Source organism: Candidatus Poribacteria bacterium (assembly GCA_026706025.1).
In the GTDB taxonomy this organism is placed as follows: Bacteria; Poribacteria; WGA-4E; order WGA-4E; family WGA-3G; genus WGA-3G.
Map to the genome: position 1 here is coordinate 90,353 of JAPOZO010000095.1, position 20,869 is coordinate 111,221.

General features: G+C 47.5%; 15 protein-coding genes. 3 read left to right on the forward strand and 12 right to left on the reverse strand.

The window, feature by feature from the left end:
- Nucleotides 1–53 precede the first annotated feature (53 nt).
- Together gltB and ggt are read right to left on the reverse strand one after the other, a co-directional pair.
- On the reverse strand, nt 54–4,550 hold the full coding sequence (gltB, locus tag OXH00_24750) for a glutamate synthase large subunit (protein MCY3744235.1): 4,497 nt from the start codon (nt 4,548–4,550) through the stop codon (nt 54–56).
- A gap of 425 nt (nt 4,551–4,975) precedes the next feature.
- Nucleotides 4,976–6,586 carry a gamma-glutamyltransferase gene (gene ggt / locus OXH00_24755; GenBank protein ID MCY3744236.1) on the reverse strand — a complete coding sequence of 537 codons (1,611 nt, stop codon included), beginning with the start codon at nt 6,584–6,586 and terminating at the stop codon, nt 4,976–4,978.
- A gap of 249 nt (nt 6,587–6,835) precedes the next feature.
- On the opposite strand from ggt, the gene lpdA reads away from it, so the two are divergent.
- Entirely contained in the window at nt 6,836–8,224 is a 1,389-nt protein-coding gene (lpdA, locus tag OXH00_24760; protein MCY3744237.1) for a dihydrolipoyl dehydrogenase, read from the forward strand.
- On the opposite strand, the gene OXH00_24765 is transcribed toward lpdA, so the two are convergent.
- The 7 genes from OXH00_24765 to OXH00_24795 all read right to left on the reverse strand — a co-directional run bounded on the left by OXH00_24765 (nt 8,221) and on the right by OXH00_24795 (nt 15,370).
- Nucleotides 8,221–9,126, reverse strand: a complete 906-nt coding sequence (locus tag OXH00_24765; GenBank protein MCY3744238.1) for a PfkB family carbohydrate kinase — start codon at nt 9,124–9,126, stop codon at nt 8,221–8,223. The genes lpdA and OXH00_24765 overlap by 4 nt on opposite strands.
- A gap of 63 nt (nt 9,127–9,189) precedes the next feature.
- Nucleotides 9,190–9,492, reverse strand: a complete 303-nt coding sequence (locus OXH00_24770; GenBank protein MCY3744239.1) for a BrnA antitoxin family protein — start codon at nt 9,490–9,492, stop codon at nt 9,190–9,192.
- Nucleotides 9,452–9,742 (reverse strand): BrnT family toxin, encoded by a 291-nt coding sequence (locus tag OXH00_24775; GenBank protein MCY3744240.1) that lies wholly within the window; start codon nt 9,740–9,742, stop codon nt 9,452–9,454. Before OXH00_24775 ends, OXH00_24770 begins: the two co-directional genes overlap by 41 nt.
- Nucleotides 9,743–9,797: 55 nt before the next feature.
- Nucleotides 9,798–10,028 (reverse strand): hypothetical protein, encoded by a 231-nt coding sequence (locus tag OXH00_24780; protein ID MCY3744241.1) that lies wholly within the window; start codon nt 10,026–10,028, stop codon nt 9,798–9,800.
- A gap of 144 nt (nt 10,029–10,172) precedes the next feature.
- The gene (gene ahcY / locus OXH00_24785) at nt 10,173–11,435 is read right to left on the reverse strand and encodes an adenosylhomocysteinase (protein ID MCY3744242.1); all 1,263 of its coding nucleotides are present in this window, start codon (nt 11,433–11,435) and stop codon (nt 10,173–10,175) included.
- A gap of 40 nt (nt 11,436–11,475) precedes the next feature.
- Nucleotides 11,476–12,600, reverse strand: coding sequence for a methionine adenosyltransferase (metK, locus tag OXH00_24790; GenBank protein ID MCY3744243.1), 1,125 nt, complete (start codon nt 12,598–12,600; stop codon nt 11,476–11,478).
- Between the two features lie 253 nt (nt 12,601–12,853).
- Nucleotides 12,854–15,370 carry a 30S ribosomal protein S1 gene (locus OXH00_24795; protein ID MCY3744244.1) on the reverse strand — a complete coding sequence of 839 codons (2,517 nt, stop codon included), beginning with the start codon at nt 15,368–15,370 and terminating at the stop codon, nt 12,854–12,856.
- Nucleotides 15,371–16,004: 634 nt separating this feature from the next.
- Here OXH00_24795 and OXH00_24800 point away from each other — a divergent pair.
- Both OXH00_24800 and OXH00_24805 read left to right on the forward strand, forming a co-directional pair.
- The gene (locus OXH00_24800) at nt 16,005–16,349 is read left to right on the forward strand and encodes an STAS domain-containing protein (protein MCY3744245.1); all 345 of its coding nucleotides are present in this window, start codon (nt 16,005–16,007) and stop codon (nt 16,347–16,349) included.
- A 20-nt stretch (nt 16,350–16,369) separates the two neighbouring features.
- On the forward strand, nt 16,370–16,801 hold the full coding sequence (locus tag OXH00_24805) for an ATP-binding protein (GenBank protein ID MCY3744246.1): 432 nt from the start codon (nt 16,370–16,372) through the stop codon (nt 16,799–16,801).
- 19 nt (nt 16,802–16,820) lie between these two features.
- On the opposite strand, the gene OXH00_24810 is transcribed toward OXH00_24805, so the two are convergent.
- The 3 genes from OXH00_24810 to OXH00_24820 are packed head-to-tail and all read right to left on the reverse strand — an operon-like array spanning nt 16,821 to nt 20,820.
- Nucleotides 16,821–18,011 (reverse strand): SpoIIE family protein phosphatase, encoded by a 1,191-nt coding sequence (locus tag OXH00_24810; GenBank protein MCY3744247.1) that lies wholly within the window; start codon nt 18,009–18,011, stop codon nt 16,821–16,823.
- Nucleotides 18,008–18,427 carry a response regulator gene (locus OXH00_24815; GenBank protein MCY3744248.1) on the reverse strand — a complete coding sequence of 140 codons (420 nt, stop codon included), beginning with the start codon at nt 18,425–18,427 and terminating at the stop codon, nt 18,008–18,010. The genes OXH00_24810 and OXH00_24815 overlap by 4 nt, the downstream gene beginning before the upstream one ends.
- A 59-nt stretch (nt 18,428–18,486) precedes the next feature.
- A complete protein-coding gene (locus OXH00_24820; GenBank protein MCY3744249.1) occupies nt 18,487–20,820 on the reverse strand; it encodes a PAS domain S-box protein in 2,334 nt (777 codons plus the stop codon).
- Nucleotides 20,821–20,869 lie beyond the last annotated feature (49 nt).

Here is a 20,869-nt window from a genome sequence, read left to right on the forward strand (position 1 = left end):
CGGCGTTATTTCATGGTGTTTTCAAATTACGTTTGCCGAATTAATCAGGATTTCTAACGCTTCTTTCGTTCTCTCCTTGATGCCGCCCTTCTTTTAAGTTGGACGGGTGCCGGCAGCGGTGGCGGTGGCGGCGTTACAACCTTCCAAAAGTGTGGAAGGAATGTCTGCCAATTAGCGAGAATATTTTCGGCATGCTGGCTGCCTGTATAAGTCGCGTGATTTTGTATAAGTGCCATTATGCTCTTAATATCCGCCTCACCGGTTACCTTTTCTATATTCACCCAATCTGGATTGTACTTCTTCTCAAACTGCCCTTTTTCGTCTAAGACATAGGCAGTGCCACCTGTCATCCCCGCTCCAAAGTTTCTACCCGTTTCGCCGAGAATGATGACCGTCCCTGCAGTCATATATTCACAACCGTGGTCCCCGACGCTTTCAACAACAGCAGTCGCGCCGCTATTTCGGACACAGAACCGTTCACCGACACCGCCAGCTGCATAGAGGGTTCCACCCGTCGCGCCGTATAAGACCGTATTTCCGATGATCGTATTTTCATAAGTTCGGAAGGGTGCTGTTGGTGCCGGTTTGATAATAAGTTCTCCACCTGCCATGCCTTTGCCAACATAGTCATTGGCTTCCCCTGTCAACACAAATTGTACACCACTGATGCAGAAGGCACCAAAACTCTGACCGGCACTGCCTTCCAAGTGGCATTGAATTGTTCTATCAGGCAAACCAGCATCGCCATACCGCCTCGCGATTTCACCGGATAACTTCGCGCCCACCGTTCGGTGCGTGTTCCGGATAGCATAGGAGAGCTGGATTGATGTTTTCTCATCAATCGCTTCCTCTGCATCCGCCAGAATCTGATCGTCAAGCGGGATATCCTCTCGATCGTTCCGTTCCTGCAGATGATAGCGAGGTTGTGTGCCAGTTGGATCCGCAGGAGTCAGAATCTCACTTAAATCAAGCATCGCAGCTTTAGGATAATCTGCAAGGTCAATCGGCTGTAGCAATTCGGGACGACCAATAATGTCGTTCAAAGACCTATGTCCGAGATTCGCGAGAATGGCTCGAACCTCGTTCGCCACGCCCAACATGAAGTTAACAACCATCTCAGGAGTCCCAGGATACTTCGCACGGAGCGCAGGGTCCTGCGTAGCTACACCAACAGGACATGTATTTAGATGGCATTGGCGCGCCATTACACATCCCGTTGCAACCATTGCTATTGTGCCAAAGCCGTACTCTTCTGCACCCAGCATGGCAGCAATGATAATATCGCGTCCAGAACGCATTCCGCCATCTGCCCGCAGAACGACGCGATCTCTTAACTCGTTCTCCACCAGTGCGCGTTGCGTTTCTGCAATTCCGAGTTCCCAAGGTGTACCCGCGTTCTTGATAGAACTCAGCGGCGATGCACCAGTGCCTCCTTCATGTCCACTCACTTGAATAACATCAGCGTAGCCCTTTGCTACACCTGATGCAATGGTTCCAACCAGAAATTCGGATACCAGTTTTACGGCAACCTTTGCCCGCGGATTTGCCTGTTTCAAATCATAGATGAGCTGCGCCAAATCCTCAATAGAATAGATGTCGTGGTGCGGTGGCGGCGAAATTAGCGGAACTCCCGGTACGGAGTGACGAATAGAAGCAATTTCAGCGGTTACTTTGTGCCCCGGAATCTGCCCACCCTCTCCAGGTTTAGAACCCTGCGCCATCTTAATTTCCAATTCTCTCGCCGAAATTAGGTATGTTGGTGTGACACCGAAACGTCCGGATGCCACCTGTTTGATAGCACTCGAAGCGAGGTCTCCATTCGGCTGCGGCTTGAAACGTTTAGGGCTTTCACCGCCTTCTCCGCTTCCGGATTTTGCACCGAGGCGGTTCATAGCGATAGCCAAAGTCTCGTGTGTCTCACGGCTCAATGCTCCGAAAGACATGCTACCGGTTGTAAAACGACGAACAATATCCTCCGCGGGTTCTACTTCTTCAATTGGGATAGGTGTGCTCGCCTTGAATGCAAGTAGGTCGCGTAAACTGGAAGGTTCACCGGTCTCAACAGCATCAACATATTTCTCATAATCTTCCGACTTACCTGCCTTGACGAACTTGTGGAGCGATTTAAACACTGTCGGATTGTACGCATGAAATTCGCCGTTTCGACGGAATCGGAAGTAGCCTGCCTCTTCAAGCGATACATCATCTCCGTTTCCTGAAAACGCTTTTGTGTGGAAATGGAGCGTCTCTGCAGCGATTTCGGCAAACCCGATGCCATTTAAGCGTGAGGTGGTACCCGTGAAACACTTATCAATAACAGTCGTATTAATGCCAAGTGCCTCGAAAATTTGAGCACCACGATAACTTGACACCGTCGAAATCCCCATCTTCGCCATAATCTTCAAAATGCCTTTTTCGACGGTTGCCTTATAGGTTTCAACGGCTTTCGCTGCTGTGAGTCCTGCAAGTTCGTCATCCTCAGCGAGCTGAACGATCGTTGAAAACGCAAGATAAGGGTTGACTGCCGCTGCCCCATAACCGATGAGAACAGCAAAATGGTGTTCTTCCCGCGCATCTCCAGTTTCAGCGATAAGGCTTACTCGCATCCGTTTTCCTTCTCGAATCAGATGGTGATGAACCGCACCAACGGCAAGTGCCATTGGAATCGGTGCGGCATTAGGATTGACATCTTTATCGCTTAGCACGAGCAGCGTCGTTCCCGCATCAACCGACTCAGAGACGCGTTGACACAACGTTTCCAGCGCGGTTTCTAAGCCTTGTTTGCCAGAAGATACAGGGAAACAAACAGAAAGCGTTGCTATCTGAAAATCGGGTATATCCAACTCTCGTAAGGCTTGTAGATCCGTATTTGTTAGGATTGGTGAAGGTAACCGGATAAGTCGAGCGTGTGCTTCAGTTTCCGTGAGCAGACTATGCCGCCGCCCGAGGTAAGTTGTGAGCGACATAACCAAGCGTTCCCGGATCGAGTCAATAGGCGGATTGGTTACCTGAGCGAAGCGTTGTTTGAAGTAATTGTAAAGCAAACGTGGATGCTGAGAAATCACAGCAGGTGGTGTATCATCGCCCATCGAACCGACTGCTTCCTTCGCTTCCGTCACCATAGGTTTGATAAAGCGTTCCACATCCTCAGTCATATAACCGAAGGCTTTCTGGTATATCGGCAGCTGTTCAGGAACAGTCTCCGTCGTAGCAGAAGCACCGTCTTTTTCAGTAGGAAGCGTTACGATGCCTTTCTGTACCCATTCAGCGTAAGGCTTCTGCTCAGCAACCCGATGCTTAATCTCCGAATCTTTCAGCAGTTTTCCTTGCGCTGTATCGACAGCAATCATCTGTCCAGGCCCTAAACGCCCCTTTTCCACAACGCAACTGTCGTCAAGTTCAATAATACCGACCTCAGAACCCATGACAACGGTTCCGTCTTCTGTGACTTTATACCGTGCAGGTCGTAAGCCGTTTCTATCCAGACTCGCCCCAACAACCACACCATCCGTAAATGCGACCGCCGCCGGTCCGTCCCAAGGTTCGCTGACACATGAGAGGTACTCATAACAGGCTTTGAGCACATCCGGCATATCCGAAATCTGTTCATACGCTTCCGGGATCAAACACATCATGGCGTGCAGGATGTCGCGGTCAGAATGTGTTAACAACTCTAACACACTATCCAAGCTCATTGAATCACTGCCGTGCGGATTGATAATAGGGACAAGTTTTTGGATATGTTCGTTCCAGAGGGGGGACTGCAAATCGGCTTCGCGTGCTCGCATCCAGTTCCGATTGCCCATCAAAGTATTGATTTCACCGTTGTGTGCAAGTGTATGGAAGGGTTGAGCGAGCATCCATGTAGAAGAGGTGTTCGTGCTGTAGCGTTGGTGGAAAACAGCAAGTGCTGCCTCAAAATCCGGATCTTTTAAGTCGAGATAAAATTGCGAAAGCTGTGGTGCTACCAACAATCCTTTGTAGACAATAGTTCGATGTGAAAAGGATGCGATATGGAATTCGTCAAGTCCAGCTGCCGTGATACGATGTTCTAACTCCTTGCATATCAAGTACAAGCGTCTCTCAAAAGCGTCGTCTGTGAGTTGTTCTGGCCGTTCTACCAATACCTGTTGAATTTCCGGCATCGTTTCTAAAGCCTTGGTACCAAGCGCAGAAAGGTCCAGAGGCACCGAACGCCATCCGCGGAACGGAACGCCGTATTGTTGTAACGTCTTTTCGACGAGTGCGCGTCCCTGTGCTTGTGCGCTTCGGTTGTGCCGTGGCAGGAAAATCATCCCGACACCGATGTCATTTATCGAATCAAGATGGACTCCGAGCTTCTCAAGTTCTTTTTGAAATAGTTTCTCCGGGATTTGTGTTAAGATACCTGCCCCGTCGCCTGTCTTTGCGTCCGCCGCCACCGCGCCCCGGTGCGTTAAGTTTGTTACTGCTTGCGTCGCCATCTTGATAATCTCGTGGCTCCGACTCCCGAAGCGGTTCGCGATAAAACCAACACCACAAGCATCTTTTTCTTTTAAATCGTTGTACATTTGTAAACTAACTCTCCATACATTCTTCTATGTTTCTTTTCCATCGGCATCCTGGAGCGAGTTCTTTATGCCTCGCCATTTCGTATTTAATTTGCGGGGCGAGATTCGCGTGCCTTCGCCATACCCTTTTTTATCATGGATACAAATAAATCGGAAAACGGATTTCGCTTTCAGGGCTGGATAGGTCTGTTGTTCTGCTTAAGTCGGACGCTGACTACTCGTATCCTGCCGAAAATAGCGCGCCCCAAGGCAAGAGAGAGCCTCTCGAATCAACAGCGATCCGCGATCGCATCAACGGTGATTCGCGACCGTCTTGGCGGGCTTACATGCTTCAGTTTGAACTTCATTTTTTGAGTCTAAACCGACTGTTAGTCCTAATATTATACCTCAATTTAAGCCAAAAGTCAAGTACATTCTCTTGAGTCTCAATAGCCAACTGCACACCCATCACGCCTCGGATCTGAACCTGCGACAAGTGTGTCAAAAGACGGATGAATAAAAATGGCTTGTCCACCGCCAAAAAAAGTGTTCCCCGGTATGATATGATGTCCTTTCCGCGCCAACTCGGCTTGTGTATTCATCGGAATGCCCGCCTCCAGCATAATCCGAGAATCATCCATTACCCGAAACCGAGGGGCATCTAAGGCATTTTGAACATCCATATTGAAGTCAACGAGATTAGACACAAACTGTAAATGCCCTTGTGTTTGCATCTGCCCTCCCATGACACCGAAGGTAACCAACGGCACGCCATTTTGGGCAATCATACCCGGGATAATCGTATGCAACGTCCGTTTATGCGGTGCGATACAATTGGCATGGTTCGGATCCAGCGAAAAACCTGCACCCCGATTTTGCAACATGATACCTGTATCACCAGCAGTTAAACCTGAGCCAAAACCAGCAAAGAGACTATTAATAAAAGAAACAACGTTTCGATCACTATCAACGGCACAGAGATACACCGTATCGCTTCCCATACCCGGAACACCGGCACTTGGTTCCACACTGGCTCGTTCTGCCGAGATACGCGAGCGTTGGCTTTCTGTATACTCGCCAGCAAGCAATCCGGCTACGGGCACATCTACAAACGTCGGGTCCGTCACGTATTTGTAGAGATCCGCGAATCCCAATTTCATCGCCTCAATTGCGTAGTGTAGATGTTCAGAACTATTATGTCCCATTAATCCGAGATCGAATCCCTCAACGATATTGAGTGCGAGCAGCGCAGCGATGCCTTGTCCATTCGGTGGAATTTCATAGATATCATAACCGCGGTAATTCGTAGAAATCGGCTCAACCCAATCAGACCTGTGGTCAGTGAAGTCTTGTCGCGTGAACAACCCTCCATTTTCATCGGAGAACTGGACGATTTTGTCGGCAATCTCGCCTTGATAAAAGGCATCGCGTCCACCTTCAGCAATCAACCGTAACGTCCGTGCGAAGTTAGGTTGGCGAAAAATTTCACCCGGTGTCGGTGCTTTGCCGTTTGTGAGATAAGTCTTTGCAGTATCGGGATGCTGTGCCAACATCGCCGCGCTGTCTTGCCATGCGAGACTAATTTGCGGACTGACAGGAAATCCATTCTCTGCGTAATCAATGGCAGGTTGCAGTACCTCTGCCAATGACATCGTCCCGCATTCATCAAGGAGAGTCGCCCATCCATCAATTGTGCCAGGCACTGTAACGGGATACATGCTCCCAAAAGCGGGGATACTGGTTAACCCCTGCTTGGTAAAGAATTCCAGTTCTGCGGCGTAAGGTGCCCTGCCGCTTGCATTTAAGCCGCGAATCGTGCCATCCTTCGGTTGATAAACCAGCATGAAAGCATCGCCACCGATACCCGTTGACATCGGCTCGACGACGTTGAGTATCGCAGCCGTCGCGACCGCCGCATCAATCGCGTTTCCACCGTCGCGTAGTATTTGTAATCCGGCCTGTGCCGCAAGCGGTTGACTCGTTGCAACTGCACCATGTTGGCAGATGACAGCAGAACGTCCAGGCCCAAATTGGTTTGGGGAGTACCCATCAAACATCTTCTTTCTCCTACTTACAGACTGCTACCACTATAGCACGCCTCGCCCTTTTTGTCAAATTTAGCACCAGTACACACTGACCTTCTATAGACACACTATGCTATACAAGAACGTAAGTCTTCACTAAGTATCAGATGAAATTATGCAAACTATGGAACGACTGAATGGTTTTGTTGTTAAGTCGTCTCAACTTGACAACCCCCAGCCTTTGTGATAAAATTCAATTCATCTCGCAAAACAGGAGCAATCATGTCTATTTATGATGTCGGAATTATTGGTGGCGGCCCCGGTGGATACGTCGCGGCTATCAAGGCAGCACAACTCGGTGGTAGCGTCTGCCTTATAGAAAAAGGCGAGTGGGGCGGTACCTGCCTGAATCGAGGGTGTATCCCAACGAAAACACTTTTTGCCGTCGCTAACCTCGCCACTCAGGTCCAAGAAGCATCTGACTTTGGTGTGCATATCAGTGGTGAGGCGACAATTGACTATCCACAGGTATTAACTCACAAAAACGCAGTCATCAAGCAGCTAACAGGCGGCATCGCACAACTGCTGAAGGCAAACAAGGTTGATACCTTCAATGGGACAGCAACACTTACCAACAAAAATACAATTATCGTCAGTAAACCCGATGGTACGACTGAGCAGTTACATGCGAAAAATATCATCATCGCCACGGGTTCCGAACCTGCGGAACCACCTGTTTTTGAAATTGATGAGAACCAAGTCTTGACAACAACAGGTGTTCTCAACCTCACAGAACTTCCTGAAAGCCTGCTGATTGTTGGGGGTGGCGTATCAGGATGTGAGTTTGCTGCAATTTTTAACGCGCTCGGTTGCAAGGTGACCGTGTTGGAACTCCTTCCGACTATTCTGGCGACTGAAGATGTACAAGTTATCCGACACATCCAACTTTTCATGAAACGGAAAGGTATCACCATCCATACGGGTGCGAAACTCACACACGTTAAAAAATCGGATACGGATGTCACGGCAGTCCTCGAATCAGGTGAAGAATTCACAGCAGAAAAAATGCTCGTCTCGATTGGGAGACGTTATAACACCGAAAACATTGGGTTAGAAAAGGTTGGTGTTCGCACAGAGAACGGAAAAATCATCGTGGATACACGGTTGCAGACGAACATACCAGGTATTTATGCCGTTGGAGATGTCGCAAGCCGGTACCTGTTAGCACACGTCGCATCAGCAGAAGGAAAGATTGCGGCACAAAACTGTCTCGGCAACCCTGTTGAGATGGATTACCAAGTGATTCCGTGGTGTGTTTTCACCTTGCCCGAAATTGGACACGTCGGCATGACAGAGAAAGAGGCAACCGATGAAGGTTACGAAGTGAAAATAGGACGCTTCCCTTATGCTGCAAACGGGAAGGCATTGGGACTACGCGAGACGGATGGATTCGTTAAGACTGTTTCTGATGCCGATAGCGGGGATATTCTTGGCGTTCATATCGTCGGCGCACAGGCTTCGACGCTGATTCATGAAGCCGCGGTCGGGGTGCGTTTGGGAGCATCTGCAGCGGATATAGCGCACACTGTTCACGCCCATCCGACCCTTTCAGAAATGGTAATGGAATCCGCTGAAGCAGCGTACGACAGGGCGATTCATAGTCTACACTAAAAATGTGCAGCTTCTTGAAGTTCTTGATACCGAGATGAAATTTCGGAAAACGCTACACGCTTTTGCCGCTCAACGCTAAAATCTTCAATGTTAAAAGAGGCGACAACCGCCCCATATACCATAGCACTCCGTATCGCTGCCTCTGATGTATTTCCAACAGAAGCGAGGTATCCCATCATCCCACCGGCAAAACTATCGCCTGCACCTGTCGGGTCGGTTACTTGTGTGAGCGGATATGCTGGCGCGTTAAAGTAGGACGATTCCGTGACACTGATTGCACCGTGCTCGCCCTTCTTGACGATAACCCGTTCTGGACCATAGCGTAGAATTGCCTCCGCAGCGCGCACCAAGTTAGCATCACCCGTCAAGAGTCGCGCTTCACTATCGTTCAAGATGAGGACATCCACGCGTGCTAAGAGTGTCTCTAACGCTTCCCGCTGTTCATTAATCCAAAAATCCATCGTATCACAGACAATAAGTTCCGGATTTGTCGCCTGTTCAATGATACTCAACTGTAACACAGGCGAGTTATTCGCTAAGAAAAGATAGGGGGTATCTTTGTAAGTTTCAGGCAAAACGGGCTGAAAATCTTCAATAACATTCAACTCTGTGAAGAGGGTATCACGTACGTTAAAGTCTTCAGCATAACGACCACCCCATCGAAACGATTTGCCCTCCTCAACCCGCTCTAACCCGTGAAGATCAATGCCACGCGTTTGGAGGAAGTCTGTGTACGCGTGTGGAAAATCAGCACCGACAACACCAACAAGTTGAACCGTGTTCCCAAAAAAACTCGCTGCGACAGCAGCATAGACACCAGAACCCCCAAGAACATCCTCAACCCGCTTGCTTGGTGTCTCTACTGTATCTAAAGTAACCGTCCCAACGACTAAAACGCCCATATTGTGAATCCTTTTATGACATGCTTCCGTTTCTCTGCATCACGCTTCTGGACAAAAGATTGGTTAGTTGTCAGCATTTGCCTCAACGTATTCCCGAAGGACTGTGTTAATCTGCGTTTCATAGTCAGGTGCATGTGTTTTAAACCACTCCAAAAGGTCTAGATCAATAGTGATAACATTTTCTGGCATTACTACGGTTGCATCTTTCCAGAAGGTGGCATCTGTTTTAGGGTCGTCCGCATCAGACACTGCAGCAGTATCAATGTCTGCATCCGTTAGGGCATCAAAGCGGCTCCACTTGGTCTCATCCGGCTGCGTGTCTATCTCAGAACGACTGTATTCGACGTATGTATTCTGCTCTTTCATGGGTATTCGCCTTTCTAGCTGAAATGATATGAATGCCTGAATTGCGCCGTGTATAGACGACACGAAGAATCCGTCCTTCACTTCGGCCCAGGGCAAGCATCCGTTTTTCGCCATAGTCTCTACGGGTGTCTTCTTTTTCCAAGCGCGGGCCATCAAAAATCTTCGCTGCTCTGGAAAAACTGATGTGGTGTTTTGCAATGTTGGTCCGGTTTTTTCTTGGATCCCAAGAAAATCGTTGTTGTGTTGACATACTTCCAAATGTACAAAAACATTTTCAATCCATTTATCAGCATTTCTAATGTAGCTCAGAAAGGCCCAGGTCTATTTTTATTTTCTCGGAACGCACGGATCACTCGTCGCAGTCGGCGAACGAAAATCACACCAAGCACGATGATTATTGGGTACTGCAAAAAACTCAGCACTTTCAACAAGGTCGGTGAGAGTTCTATTTTTTCAGCAGATGCCATCCAGATAGGTAACAACAGCACCGCCGACAGAAGTAATATCACGCCTTCCAAAATTTCTGATTTTTTCATACGTATCCCTCACAAAGCGAAAACACTCAAGCCTTCTTAAAAACCAACGAGGTTTTAAACCTCGTTAGTAAAAACAATCGTTGAACTGATAGCAATAGCGGCACGTCACGACAATATCTGAATTGTGCCAACGGAGGAACAACACTAAGTTCCCATTTCCCACGAGTTGAGATATTTCTCCTGCTCTGCCGTGAGCGTGTCAATTTCAACACCAAATGCTTGCAGCTTCAACTGCGCAACGGTCTCGTCAATAGATTCAGGAACATCGTAGACGCGATTCTCAAATTGCTCATGATTTTTAGCGATGTATTCAAGAGACAGAGCTTGGTTGGCAAAGCTCATGTCCATAACGCTCGCCGGGTGCCCCTCGGCAGCAGCAAGGTTTACCAATCTGCCTTCACCGACAAGGTAGAGTTTCCTACCATCTTCAAGGATATACGCGTCTACATAGGGGCGCGCGTTCCCTTTATCAACGCTCAACTTTTCGAGCGCAGGAATGTCAATCTCGACGTTGAAATGACCGGAATTCGCAATAATCGCGCCGTCTTTCATCGCCTCAAAATGTTCCTTACGCAAAACATGAATATCCCCTGTGAGCGTTATAATGAGGTCGGCTTCCTGAACCGCCTTCTGCATCGGCATCACCCGGAAGCCGTCCATTACCGCTTCCAATGCTTTCAAGGCGGTAACTTCGGTTACAATTACGTTCGCACCTAAGCCGCGTGCGCGACTCGCGACCCCTCTGCCGCACCATCCATAACCCGCAACGACAACTGTCGTTCCGGCAATTAACAGGTTCGTTGCTCTGATGATACCGTCCAATGTGCTTTGTCCTGTGCCGTATCGGTTATCAAAAAAATGCTTCGTCCGCGCGTCGTTTACAGCGATAATCGGATATTTCAGCACGCCTTCAGCCGCCATACTCTTGAGCCGGATAACACCGGTTGTTGTCTCTTCCGTTCCAGCAACGACCTGCTCAACTAAAGCCGGATTCGTTTCTTCAGAGTGAAGCCTGGAAACAAGGTCGGCACCGTCATCCATAGTAATAGTCGGTTGTAAATCAAGGGTAGCATCAATGTGTTTGTAATAGGTTTCTGTATCTTCACCGTTAATGGCAAAAACACCGATCTCTTCGTCAACAACAAGAGATGCGGCGACATCATCCTGCGTACTGAGAGGGTTCGATGCACAGACAACGGCTTCGGCACCACCTGATTTTAGAGTTTTCATTAAGTTTGCAGTTTCAGTTGTGACGTGCAAACATGCGGCTACCTTCAACCCGTCTAAAGGACGTTCATTTTCAAAGCGTGCGCGAATAGAATCTAAAACAGGCATGAACCGGTTTGCCCAATCAATGCGTTGTTTGCCTGCTCCTGCGAGCGCTGTCGTTTTAATATCGTAGTTCATTAATTTCCTTTGTTCGCCGGTATTCTCGAACACATTCAATCTACCGGAGTTTTTCTATGTAATCGGTCTCTTCCCAAGTAAAACCGGGTTCCTCGCGCCCAAAATGTCCATACGCGGCCGTATTCCGATAGATCGGCTGGCGCAATTTCAACCGTTCAATAATACCCGCCGGGGTCAAGTCAAAGTGCGCGTTGACCAGTTTCGTGAGTGCTGCTTCATCCCCCGTGCCAAACGTGTCTACCATAATAGAAATAGGGTCTCTTCTGCCAATTGCATAAGAGATCTGAATTTCGCACCGTTCTGCGAGTCCCGCTGCAACGAGATTTTTGGCGACGTGTCGTGCTGCATAAGTTGCGCTCCGGTCTACTTTGGTCGGATCTTTTCCTGAGAGTGCGCCTCCGCCGTGGCGTCCCATACCGCCATACGTATCAACTATAATCTTTCTGCCTGTTAACCCGGCATCCCCTTGTGGGCCCCCAGTCACAAAACGTCCGGTTGGGTTGATATGATATTTGATGTCTGGAGATTGAAGGTTTTTAGGAATAATTTTTTTAATTACCTCTTCAATAATTGCTTCCCGCAACTCAGTATCCACAACATCCGGATCGTGCTGAGAGGAGATAACAACTGTGGTCACTGTTTTAGGTTTGTTGTCAACATATTCAACAGTTACCTGAGATTTTCCATCGGGACGGATAAAGGAAAGGGTGCCATCTTTACGAACCTTTGCCAACTGTCGCACCAATTGATGAGCGAGGGTAATCGGTAGCGGCATCAATTCAGGGGTTTCGGTGCATGCATACCCAAACATTAACCCTTGGTCCCCAGCACCGCCGGGATTCACCCCCATTGCGATATCAGGAGACTGTTTATCAATAATACTCAATACAGCACTTCGTTCGGCATCAAAACCGTATTCAATATCAGTATAACCTATATCGGTAAGAACTTCCCGTGCAATTTGTTGTGCATCATAATCAGCGGTAGTCGTGATCTCGCCTGTGATGACAGCAAGCCCGGTTGTAACCAAAGTTTCACAGGCAACTCTACCCATCGGGTCTGTTGTGAATATTGTATCAAGTACTGCGTCAGAGATTTGGTCCGCAATTTTGTCTGGGTGTCCTTCAGTGACAGATTCGGACGTAAACAGAAAATTCTTACTCAATTCCACCTCTCCTACTCTACGTATCAGTTTCTGCCCTATTTTGTATGTAGGGCAAGGTCTCCGTGGCTTTTCAAGTCTTCGCCCAAGAGACAATGGGTGGGTATATGAACCCACCCGTCCAGTTGAAATAACGAAAGAGGAAGGATACAAAACCTATCCCACATTTTAAATGTAGATACACATTTGTAGCAAGATTGGTTTTGTATTCTATCACTATCCCGAAGTATAACTTTGAAATCAAGCGGTGAAAATGCTAATTCTCAGAGTTTTCCGTATCCTCGGAATCCTCCGTGCTTTCGGGATTTTCCGCATCTTCAACGCTCTCAGAAGCCTCGGTACTCTCAGCAATCTCAACGTCTTCGATGCTCTCAGAAGCCTCAACATCCTCAACCACTTCAACGCTCTCAGGGCTTTCAACGTTCTCAGCATCTTCAACGATTTCGACGCTTTCAACGGTTTCAGCACCTTCGGCAGTCTCAACGTTTTCGACGCTCTCAGAGCTCTCAACGCTTTCAGCGTTTGACTTGCCCATTTCCTCTTTAAGCAAGGCACCCAATGTGGTGACAGTCTCTTCGCGTGCCGGCAATTGTCGTCGCGGCTCCCGTTCTCGTCGCGAGCGAGATGGACGCTCTGGACGTGTTCTTGCTGGCTTTTCCTCTTCATCAGGTGTTGTGGCGCGTTCTTGCTCAGCAAGGAGTGCCTTTAAACTCAAGCCAATACGCCGATCTTTCGGTGATAGGTTGATCACTTTCAAGTCTAATTCATCACCTACGGAAACAATTTCCTCCGGCTTTTCTATTCGCCGGTCAGCGAGTTCAGAGATGTGAATTAGTCCTTCAATACCTTCTTCGAGTTTCGTGAACGCTCCAAAACTGGTGAGATTAACAACCTTACCGCGGACGACAGAGCCGACCTTATACTTCTCGGGTACTTCTTCCCACGGATCGGGTTGCGTCTGCTTGAGTCCTAATGAGACTCGGCGTTCAGCCGCGTCAATCTGTAGGACAACGACCTCAATCTCACTACCTTCCTTAAGTGCTTCATTGGCTGCGGCACCCCGCTTGGTCCACGAGAGATCAGAAGTATGAATTAACCCATCAATTCCGGGTTCAATTTCAACGAACGCTCCAAAACTCGTCAAGTTTCGGATACGACCAGTGATCTTGCTACCGACAGGGGACCTCTGTTCCAAGAGTTCCCATGGGTTTTGTTGCAGCTGCTTGAGTCCGAGTGAAATGCGTTTGTCTTCCCTTGAGATTTCAAGCACAATGGCTTCAATCTCATCACCCTTATTGACGATTCGCGAGGGGGCGACATTCCGACGCGTCCACGCCATTTCAGAGACATGGATCAAACCTTCAACGCCTTCTTCCAACTGTAAGAACGCACCATAATTCACAATATTGACAACGACCCCGCGAACTGTAGCGCCAACTGGATATTTTTCCTCAATGTTTGCCCACGGGTCCGGAGTCTTCTGCTTCAAGCCCAGCGAAATTTTCTCGTTCTCTTGGCTGATCCCGATAACTTGGACTTCAACCTCTTCACCCACCGAGACGACATCGGACGGATGATGGATACGCTTCCATGCCATATCTGTTTTATGGAGTAAACCATCAACGCCCCCAAGATCAACAAACGCACCAAAAGCGGTAATATTTTTCACTACGCCCGTTATAAGTTGACCAACTTCAAGTGTATTGAGAACTTCCGCGCGCTTTTGGACAAGTTCAGCTTCCAACCACGCACGGCGCGATAAAACGATGTTATGCCGCCGCTTGCTCAGGCTGATCACTTTCATATCCAGCGTTTGCCCGACATACTGCTCAAGGTTTTGGATAGGACGCAATTCCACTTGTGAAGCGGGTAAAAAGCCGCGCAGGGATCCGACGCTCACTCGCAATCCACCCTTAATCCGTTCAGTGATACGACCCTGCACCGGTGCACCACTTTCATGCGCGGTCGCTATCTCGTCCCAAATGAGAGTTTGATCGGCTATCTTCTTTGAAAGGACTATTTGTCCTTCGGAGTCCTCACGCCGTACTATGTAGACATCGATTTCATCACCAACCTGTACAGCAGGTAACCCTTCTTGCCCAGGCTCAAATTCTGCTGCCGGGATATAGCCTTCAGATTTAAAGCCGATATCAATCATTACCTCATCACGATTGACATCTACGACAACACCTTTAACAATCTCTCCATCTGTAAACGCCTTTATCGAATTATCATACGCTTCCTCAAGAGATTCCGGACTCATCGGCTCCGGTGGCTCTTCCGCTGCAGCCACTGTTTCCTCTTCCTCAGGTGAAGGTGTTTCATCGGTAAGCGTTGCCGCTTCTTCAGGAACAGCAACTTCTACTGCTTCCTCAGGCGGAGGTGTTTCATCAGTAAGCGTTGTCGCTACCTCAGCATCAACATCAACCTCAGGCGCAGCAACTTCTGCTGCCTCCTCAAGTGCGGTATCATCGGTGAGCGTTGCCGTTTCCTCAGAATCAGCATCACTAACGGTTGCTTCTACCGCTTCTTCGGGGTTAGTCTCATCAGCTTGATCGGGATCAGTATCGTCAGCAGTCGCTTCCTCTTCACTACTCGTGACTTCTTCTTGCCCCTCACCCTCTGCATCGGTTGCTGAAGCTGCTTGCGCATCTTCTGGTGTCTCTGCCTCGCTCACTACTTCCTGATTCACGTCAACTGATCCTTCAGCTGAGTGTTTTTCTTCTTCCACATCAACGGTGGAAACATTTGTATTTGCTTGTTCGTTGTTCATTAAGATACCTGGTCCATTTAAAAACGCGTGACCGCGTTAATCCGCCAGTTCCTCCTTATATTCAAAGTGCTTTTAACACTTTCAAATCGGTTACGCAATAGTATATCATAAAATATAAAGAAAAGCAACAAGAATTTTCTTTATCCGTACAATTTGATCTTTTGATAGACTTCCTACCGGGCAACATCTGTCTAATTTGTGAATCAACTGAAGAATTTTGTTTGACTTTTTTATCTATTTGGGATAAGATTAAAATGTTCTCAATACCCTAACCCAAGTTGCTACCTTTAAAAGTTATTACTTTTTATCTTGGTCTATTTTTTGCATTATACTATTATTACCATATAAGGGTATCAGTATTAAACAAATTATAATGTGAATAATATTGTCTTTCTACGGTTTTAGCAACTAAATCAGCGGTTGTTAAGATGGCAACTTAGGTTACCGGAACTACAGCAAAATATGAAAATACTTGGACATTCCAAGGAGCAACACAAACAGCAGAATCACTCCACCCTTCGCTGACAAGGGGAGACCCATTTGTCACCGGCAATGGGTTTGTAACCTGCCAATCCTCTGATGTATAAGTAATTGTATATTTTACTATAGTTTTGATATACGAGAGGTGATTTCTATGGATTCGACGAAATTAATGAAACTCCGAGAGGAGTCTGGGATCAAAATTCTTGAGATAAAAACAGACTTGAGTAGCTACGCGGCATCTGATTTACGGAAGGTGCTTGAGGATCTGTTAGCAGAGAAAGTTGAGAGAGTTGTCGTCAATCTCAGTGAGGTGAGTCATATCAACAGTACCGCTGTGGGTGCCTTGGTGGGTGTTGCAAAACGGCTTCGTCAAAACGGTGGGGACCTTAAGATCTGCGCGCTCGCCGATAACCTAACACGCACTTTCAATCTGATCGGTGCTTCCAGTGTTGTCGAAATCTACGAGTCAGAAAACAGTGCCCTTGCCGCATTTTAAAACGAAACAGATTTTAGCACATGGCAAAATCAGATATTAAATTCAAAATTCCGAGCACTGTCTTCTATATAGAACCAATTCGGGCATTTATTGGAAACCTTGCACAAAGCCTCGGATTCTCCAGAAAACGTGTCGCAGACATCCAACTCGTGCTTGATGAAATCTGCAGCAACGCAATACATCATGGCTCAGTTGATGCTACAGTTGGCGTTAAATTACAAATCAGGATTGACACGCACTCCCTCGAGATTTTAGTGAGAGACACGGGTTCACCACAGACAGGAGAAAAAAGCTGGTTAACACAAGAAAGGCTCTCGGAAATCGAAGAGAACCGTTCACCAAGCAGTGAGCGTGGACACGGTATTTTCATCGCCAAATCGCTCGCGGATACCCACGAAATGCATCCCAACTCGGTAGGCGGGACCGATGTCCGAGTTGTTTTTGGTCTCTAAAATCCAGCGACCCTAAACTTTAGCCTTCCCTCGCAACCTCAATAGCAATGAGTGTTAGATCGTCTTCTTTAGGACAGGTATCGGTGAAGACATCAATAGCCTCTGAGATGTTAGCAATGAGTTTCGCAGCAGACTGGTCTGTACAAGCGGATACCAATTGTTGGAGACGCTCTACCGTAAATTCTTCACCCTGCGGGTTTTTCGCTTCATAAACACCGTCTGTATAGAGAAACATTTTACTCGACAGGTCAAATGGATAATGTATAGTCTCATAAACCGATTCCTGCCAAATGCCGAGCCCATTTCCCGTGTGCTTATCACCAACGATGTCGTAGGCCTGCCGGTCTGTATTGTACAAAAATGGGAATGAATGCCCGGCATTGGCACAGATAAGTTCGCCTTTGTCGAGATCAATGATACCGCAGAAAGCCGTTGCAAACATAAACAGTCGTGAACTAATCAAATCATTAAAACGCGTATTTAGGATTTCAAGAAGGTATCCTGGATTATCCTCAACCTGTTGCTGGAATTCTGCCAAAACTGTTTTAATAAAAACTGTTACGAACGCAGCTGAAACGCCATGTCCCATAACATCAGAAATAAAAACCCCGAGCCGGTTCGGTGCAATTTCCCATATATCAAAGAAATCCCCACCGACTGCCATTTCAGGACAGCAACGCGAAGCGATACGGAATCCCGATAATTCTAATACCCCATCCTGTGGAATTAATATTTCCTGAATGCTCCGTGCCATTTGGAGCTCTTCTTCCAATCGAGCGTTATGTTTTGCGAGTGTGTCTTGGTAGTGTTTAATTCGCAATAGGGATCGGACCCGTGCCAGTACTTCCAAACTATCAAAAGGCTTTTCAATAAAATCGTCAGCACCTGCTTCAATAGAATTGATTCGATTTTCGCGTGTATCGCGTAGCGCGGTTATCATGACAATCGGGATAAACTCAGTGGCTGCATTTCCTCGAATTTGTTTGACAACTTCAAAACCATCCATCCTTGGCATGTTGATATCCAATAAGATGAGATCTGGCATCTCTTTCTCTACAGCATCAAGTGCCTCAAGTCCATCTGCGGCTGTGTAAACCGTATAGCCTCGCGCCTTGAGCTGAATTTGGAGAATTTTGACATTTCTCGGTTCATCATCAACAACGAGGATTTTCGGGGTTTCTTGGTGTTCAGAAGTCATTTCATCGTTCATGCCTCTGTCCTTCTGAGATGAGTCTCTACACGTTCAACGAGGACCTTAATGTCAATCGGCTTACTGAGATAATCATCGCATCCTGCTTTGAGGATACGTTCTTTATCGCCAGACATCGCTGCAGCCGTTAGCGCTATAATAGGTATATCTACCCACGCCAGATTCGCTTTGATCCGTTTTGTTAAATCTTCACCGCTTTGTCCGGGTAAAGCAATATCCATGAGAATCAGTTGTGGTATCGCGTCTTCTAAACTGGCGAGTGCCTCCACAGCATCAGTCGCTTCCACAACTGTGTAGCCTCTTGATTGTAGGACAATCCGCACAACTTTTCGGTTCAACTCTTGATCTTCAATTACTAAGATCCGCTTGGACGTTTCTGGCTGTCCTTCAGCTAGAGGTAGGTTTTCAGTTTTCACGGGTTGTCCTTTGTTCAAACCAGCAGTAGTGTCGTACCAGACCACTGTGCTTTAGTCCATTACGCCTCTGTATCAGATTTAGCGTCGGTATCGCCCTTTAATTGTTGCAGAGGGATTCTTAAAGTAAAACTGCTGCCTTTCCCTTCTTGACTTTTGACGCTGATTTCACCGCCATGCAACATGATAAGCCTATGTGTCAAAGCCAAACCAAGCCCAGTTCCTCCATACCGCCGAGATTTCGAGGTATCAATCTGTGTAAACGGCGCAAAAAGTTTTGCTTGATCTGCCTCGGAAATGCCTATACCTGTATCCACAACCTCGGCGCACAGTTCTGTCTCGCTGACCCTCAGTTGGGTCGCGACCTTGCCGCCTTCTGGTGTAAATTTGACTGCATTGGATAATAAATTATAGAAGATTTGCTTAAATTTAACCCGGTCCGCTTCAATCATACAATCCAGGTTATAGTTCAGGTCGAGATCCAATTTCTTCTTTACAGCGAGCGCAGTAATAATCGTGTTCACCTCTTCAACGGCTTCCACAATAGAAAATGTTTCCAATTGCAGCACCATTTTCCCGGCTTCAATCTTTGAAAGATCGAGAATGTCGTTAATCATCTCCAGCAGATGTTGACCACTAATATGAATATCATTGATACATTCCCTCTGCTCGGCGTTGATACTTCCGACAAGTTCATCGCGCAGGATCTCGGCGAATCCGATGATTGCATTTAAGGGTGTCCGCAGCTCATGGCTCATATTCGCGAGGAAATCACTCTTCGCGCGACTCGCGTATTCGGCAGTCTCCTTGGCATGTTGCATCGCTTTTTGGGTTTTTATCCGCTCCGTAATATTCAATGCCATGCTAATGCCAAGCTGCCTTTTATCGGGAAGTGTCCCAAGCAATGACGAACTAAACTCCCAAACCTGCCTTTCACCGGACTGGGTAATAATTACATACTCACCCTCTGCTACGCGTTCCGTGGAACGATACAACCGTGCCAGATGTGCTTTGATTTCATCAGTTTCTTCGCTATCCGCCTGCTCCAACCACTTTGAGATTGTAGGTATATCTTCGAGGGTGTACCCTGTTAATTCCGTCCATGCCCGGCTAATTTGCAGGACTTCCCCATCCTCAACATGAATCATGATAGGCAGTGGCGCGTTCAGAACTGCTCGTCGGAAACGTTCTTCACTATGTTGTAACTCAATTTCCGCTTGCTTTCGGTCTGTGATATTCGTTGATGCCATCACGAACCCAACGAGCTCACCGTCTTGCTGAATCGGACCGATACAGGAGGCATACCAATACCCACTTATCAGTCCCTGAACTTCATAGGTAGCCAGTTCGCCAGTTTCAATTACCTTTGCGCAGGCTTCCTTGATGCGTTGATGATGTTCTTCAGGCAGAAAATCAAAAACGCTTTTTCCAACGAAATCTTCAGGTTTTAATTCAAGGGTAGGGGGCAGTCGGTTGACAAATTGAAGGCGATAATCCAGGTCGAGAGTTGAGATAATATCAGGTACACTTTCAACAAGTGACCGCCAGTTCGCTTCAGAATCGCGAACTGCCTGTTGTGCGCGATAGTATTCGGTGATGTCTCGTGAAATGCCGCATGTGCCTATAATCCGTCCATCTCTATCGCGAATCGGCACTTTCGTCGTTGACACCCACGTATCTTGTTCATCGGGCCATGTCTCTTTTTCCTGTTTACCTTCGATCGGTTTCCCGGACTCAATAACGTTTTGCTCGTCTTGGTAGGCTTGTTGCGCGTGTTCACGCGTAAAGAAATCAAAATCCGTTTTATGGACTGCGTCTGTCGGGTTTCTTAAACCGAACTGGTCTGCCAAAGAACGGTTGATTCGGATGAACCGACTCTCCGTGTCTTTAAAGTAGATATGGTCGGGGGTATTTTCCATCAAGGTATGTAATAGATCCCCCTCTTGGACATGTTTTACTGCCAATTGCCGGAAGCGAGTTTCACTCTCTTTTAATTTCGCTTCCAATCGTTTTTGTCGGCTAATATCCGTTGCAACGAGGTAACACAGTTGGTTTCCGGGTGCTTTTGTTACGCGCCACCTTAACCACTTGTAGGACGTATCTTTACACTGAAAGCGGCTTTCAAAGATAATACTGTCGCGTTCGCCCGTTTCAACTTTCTCAACACTGTCGAGCATTTCCTGCTTGTCCTCTGGATGTACAAACGTCCACCACTGCTGATTTTGGAGTTCCAACTCGGTGAATCCAAGTGTATCCTCCCACGCCGGGTTGAGCGGGACGAAGCTGCCGTCAGAACTGATACACCCGAACATATCTGTGGAAATCTCCAGAAGACAGTGAGAATCAATGGATTCTCCTGATAAGATGTGCTTGCGAGTTGTGTCCTTAAGCTTCATATCTGCCTCCCCAAGAGACGAGGTAGGAGTATTTTGCGATTTGCCAGCG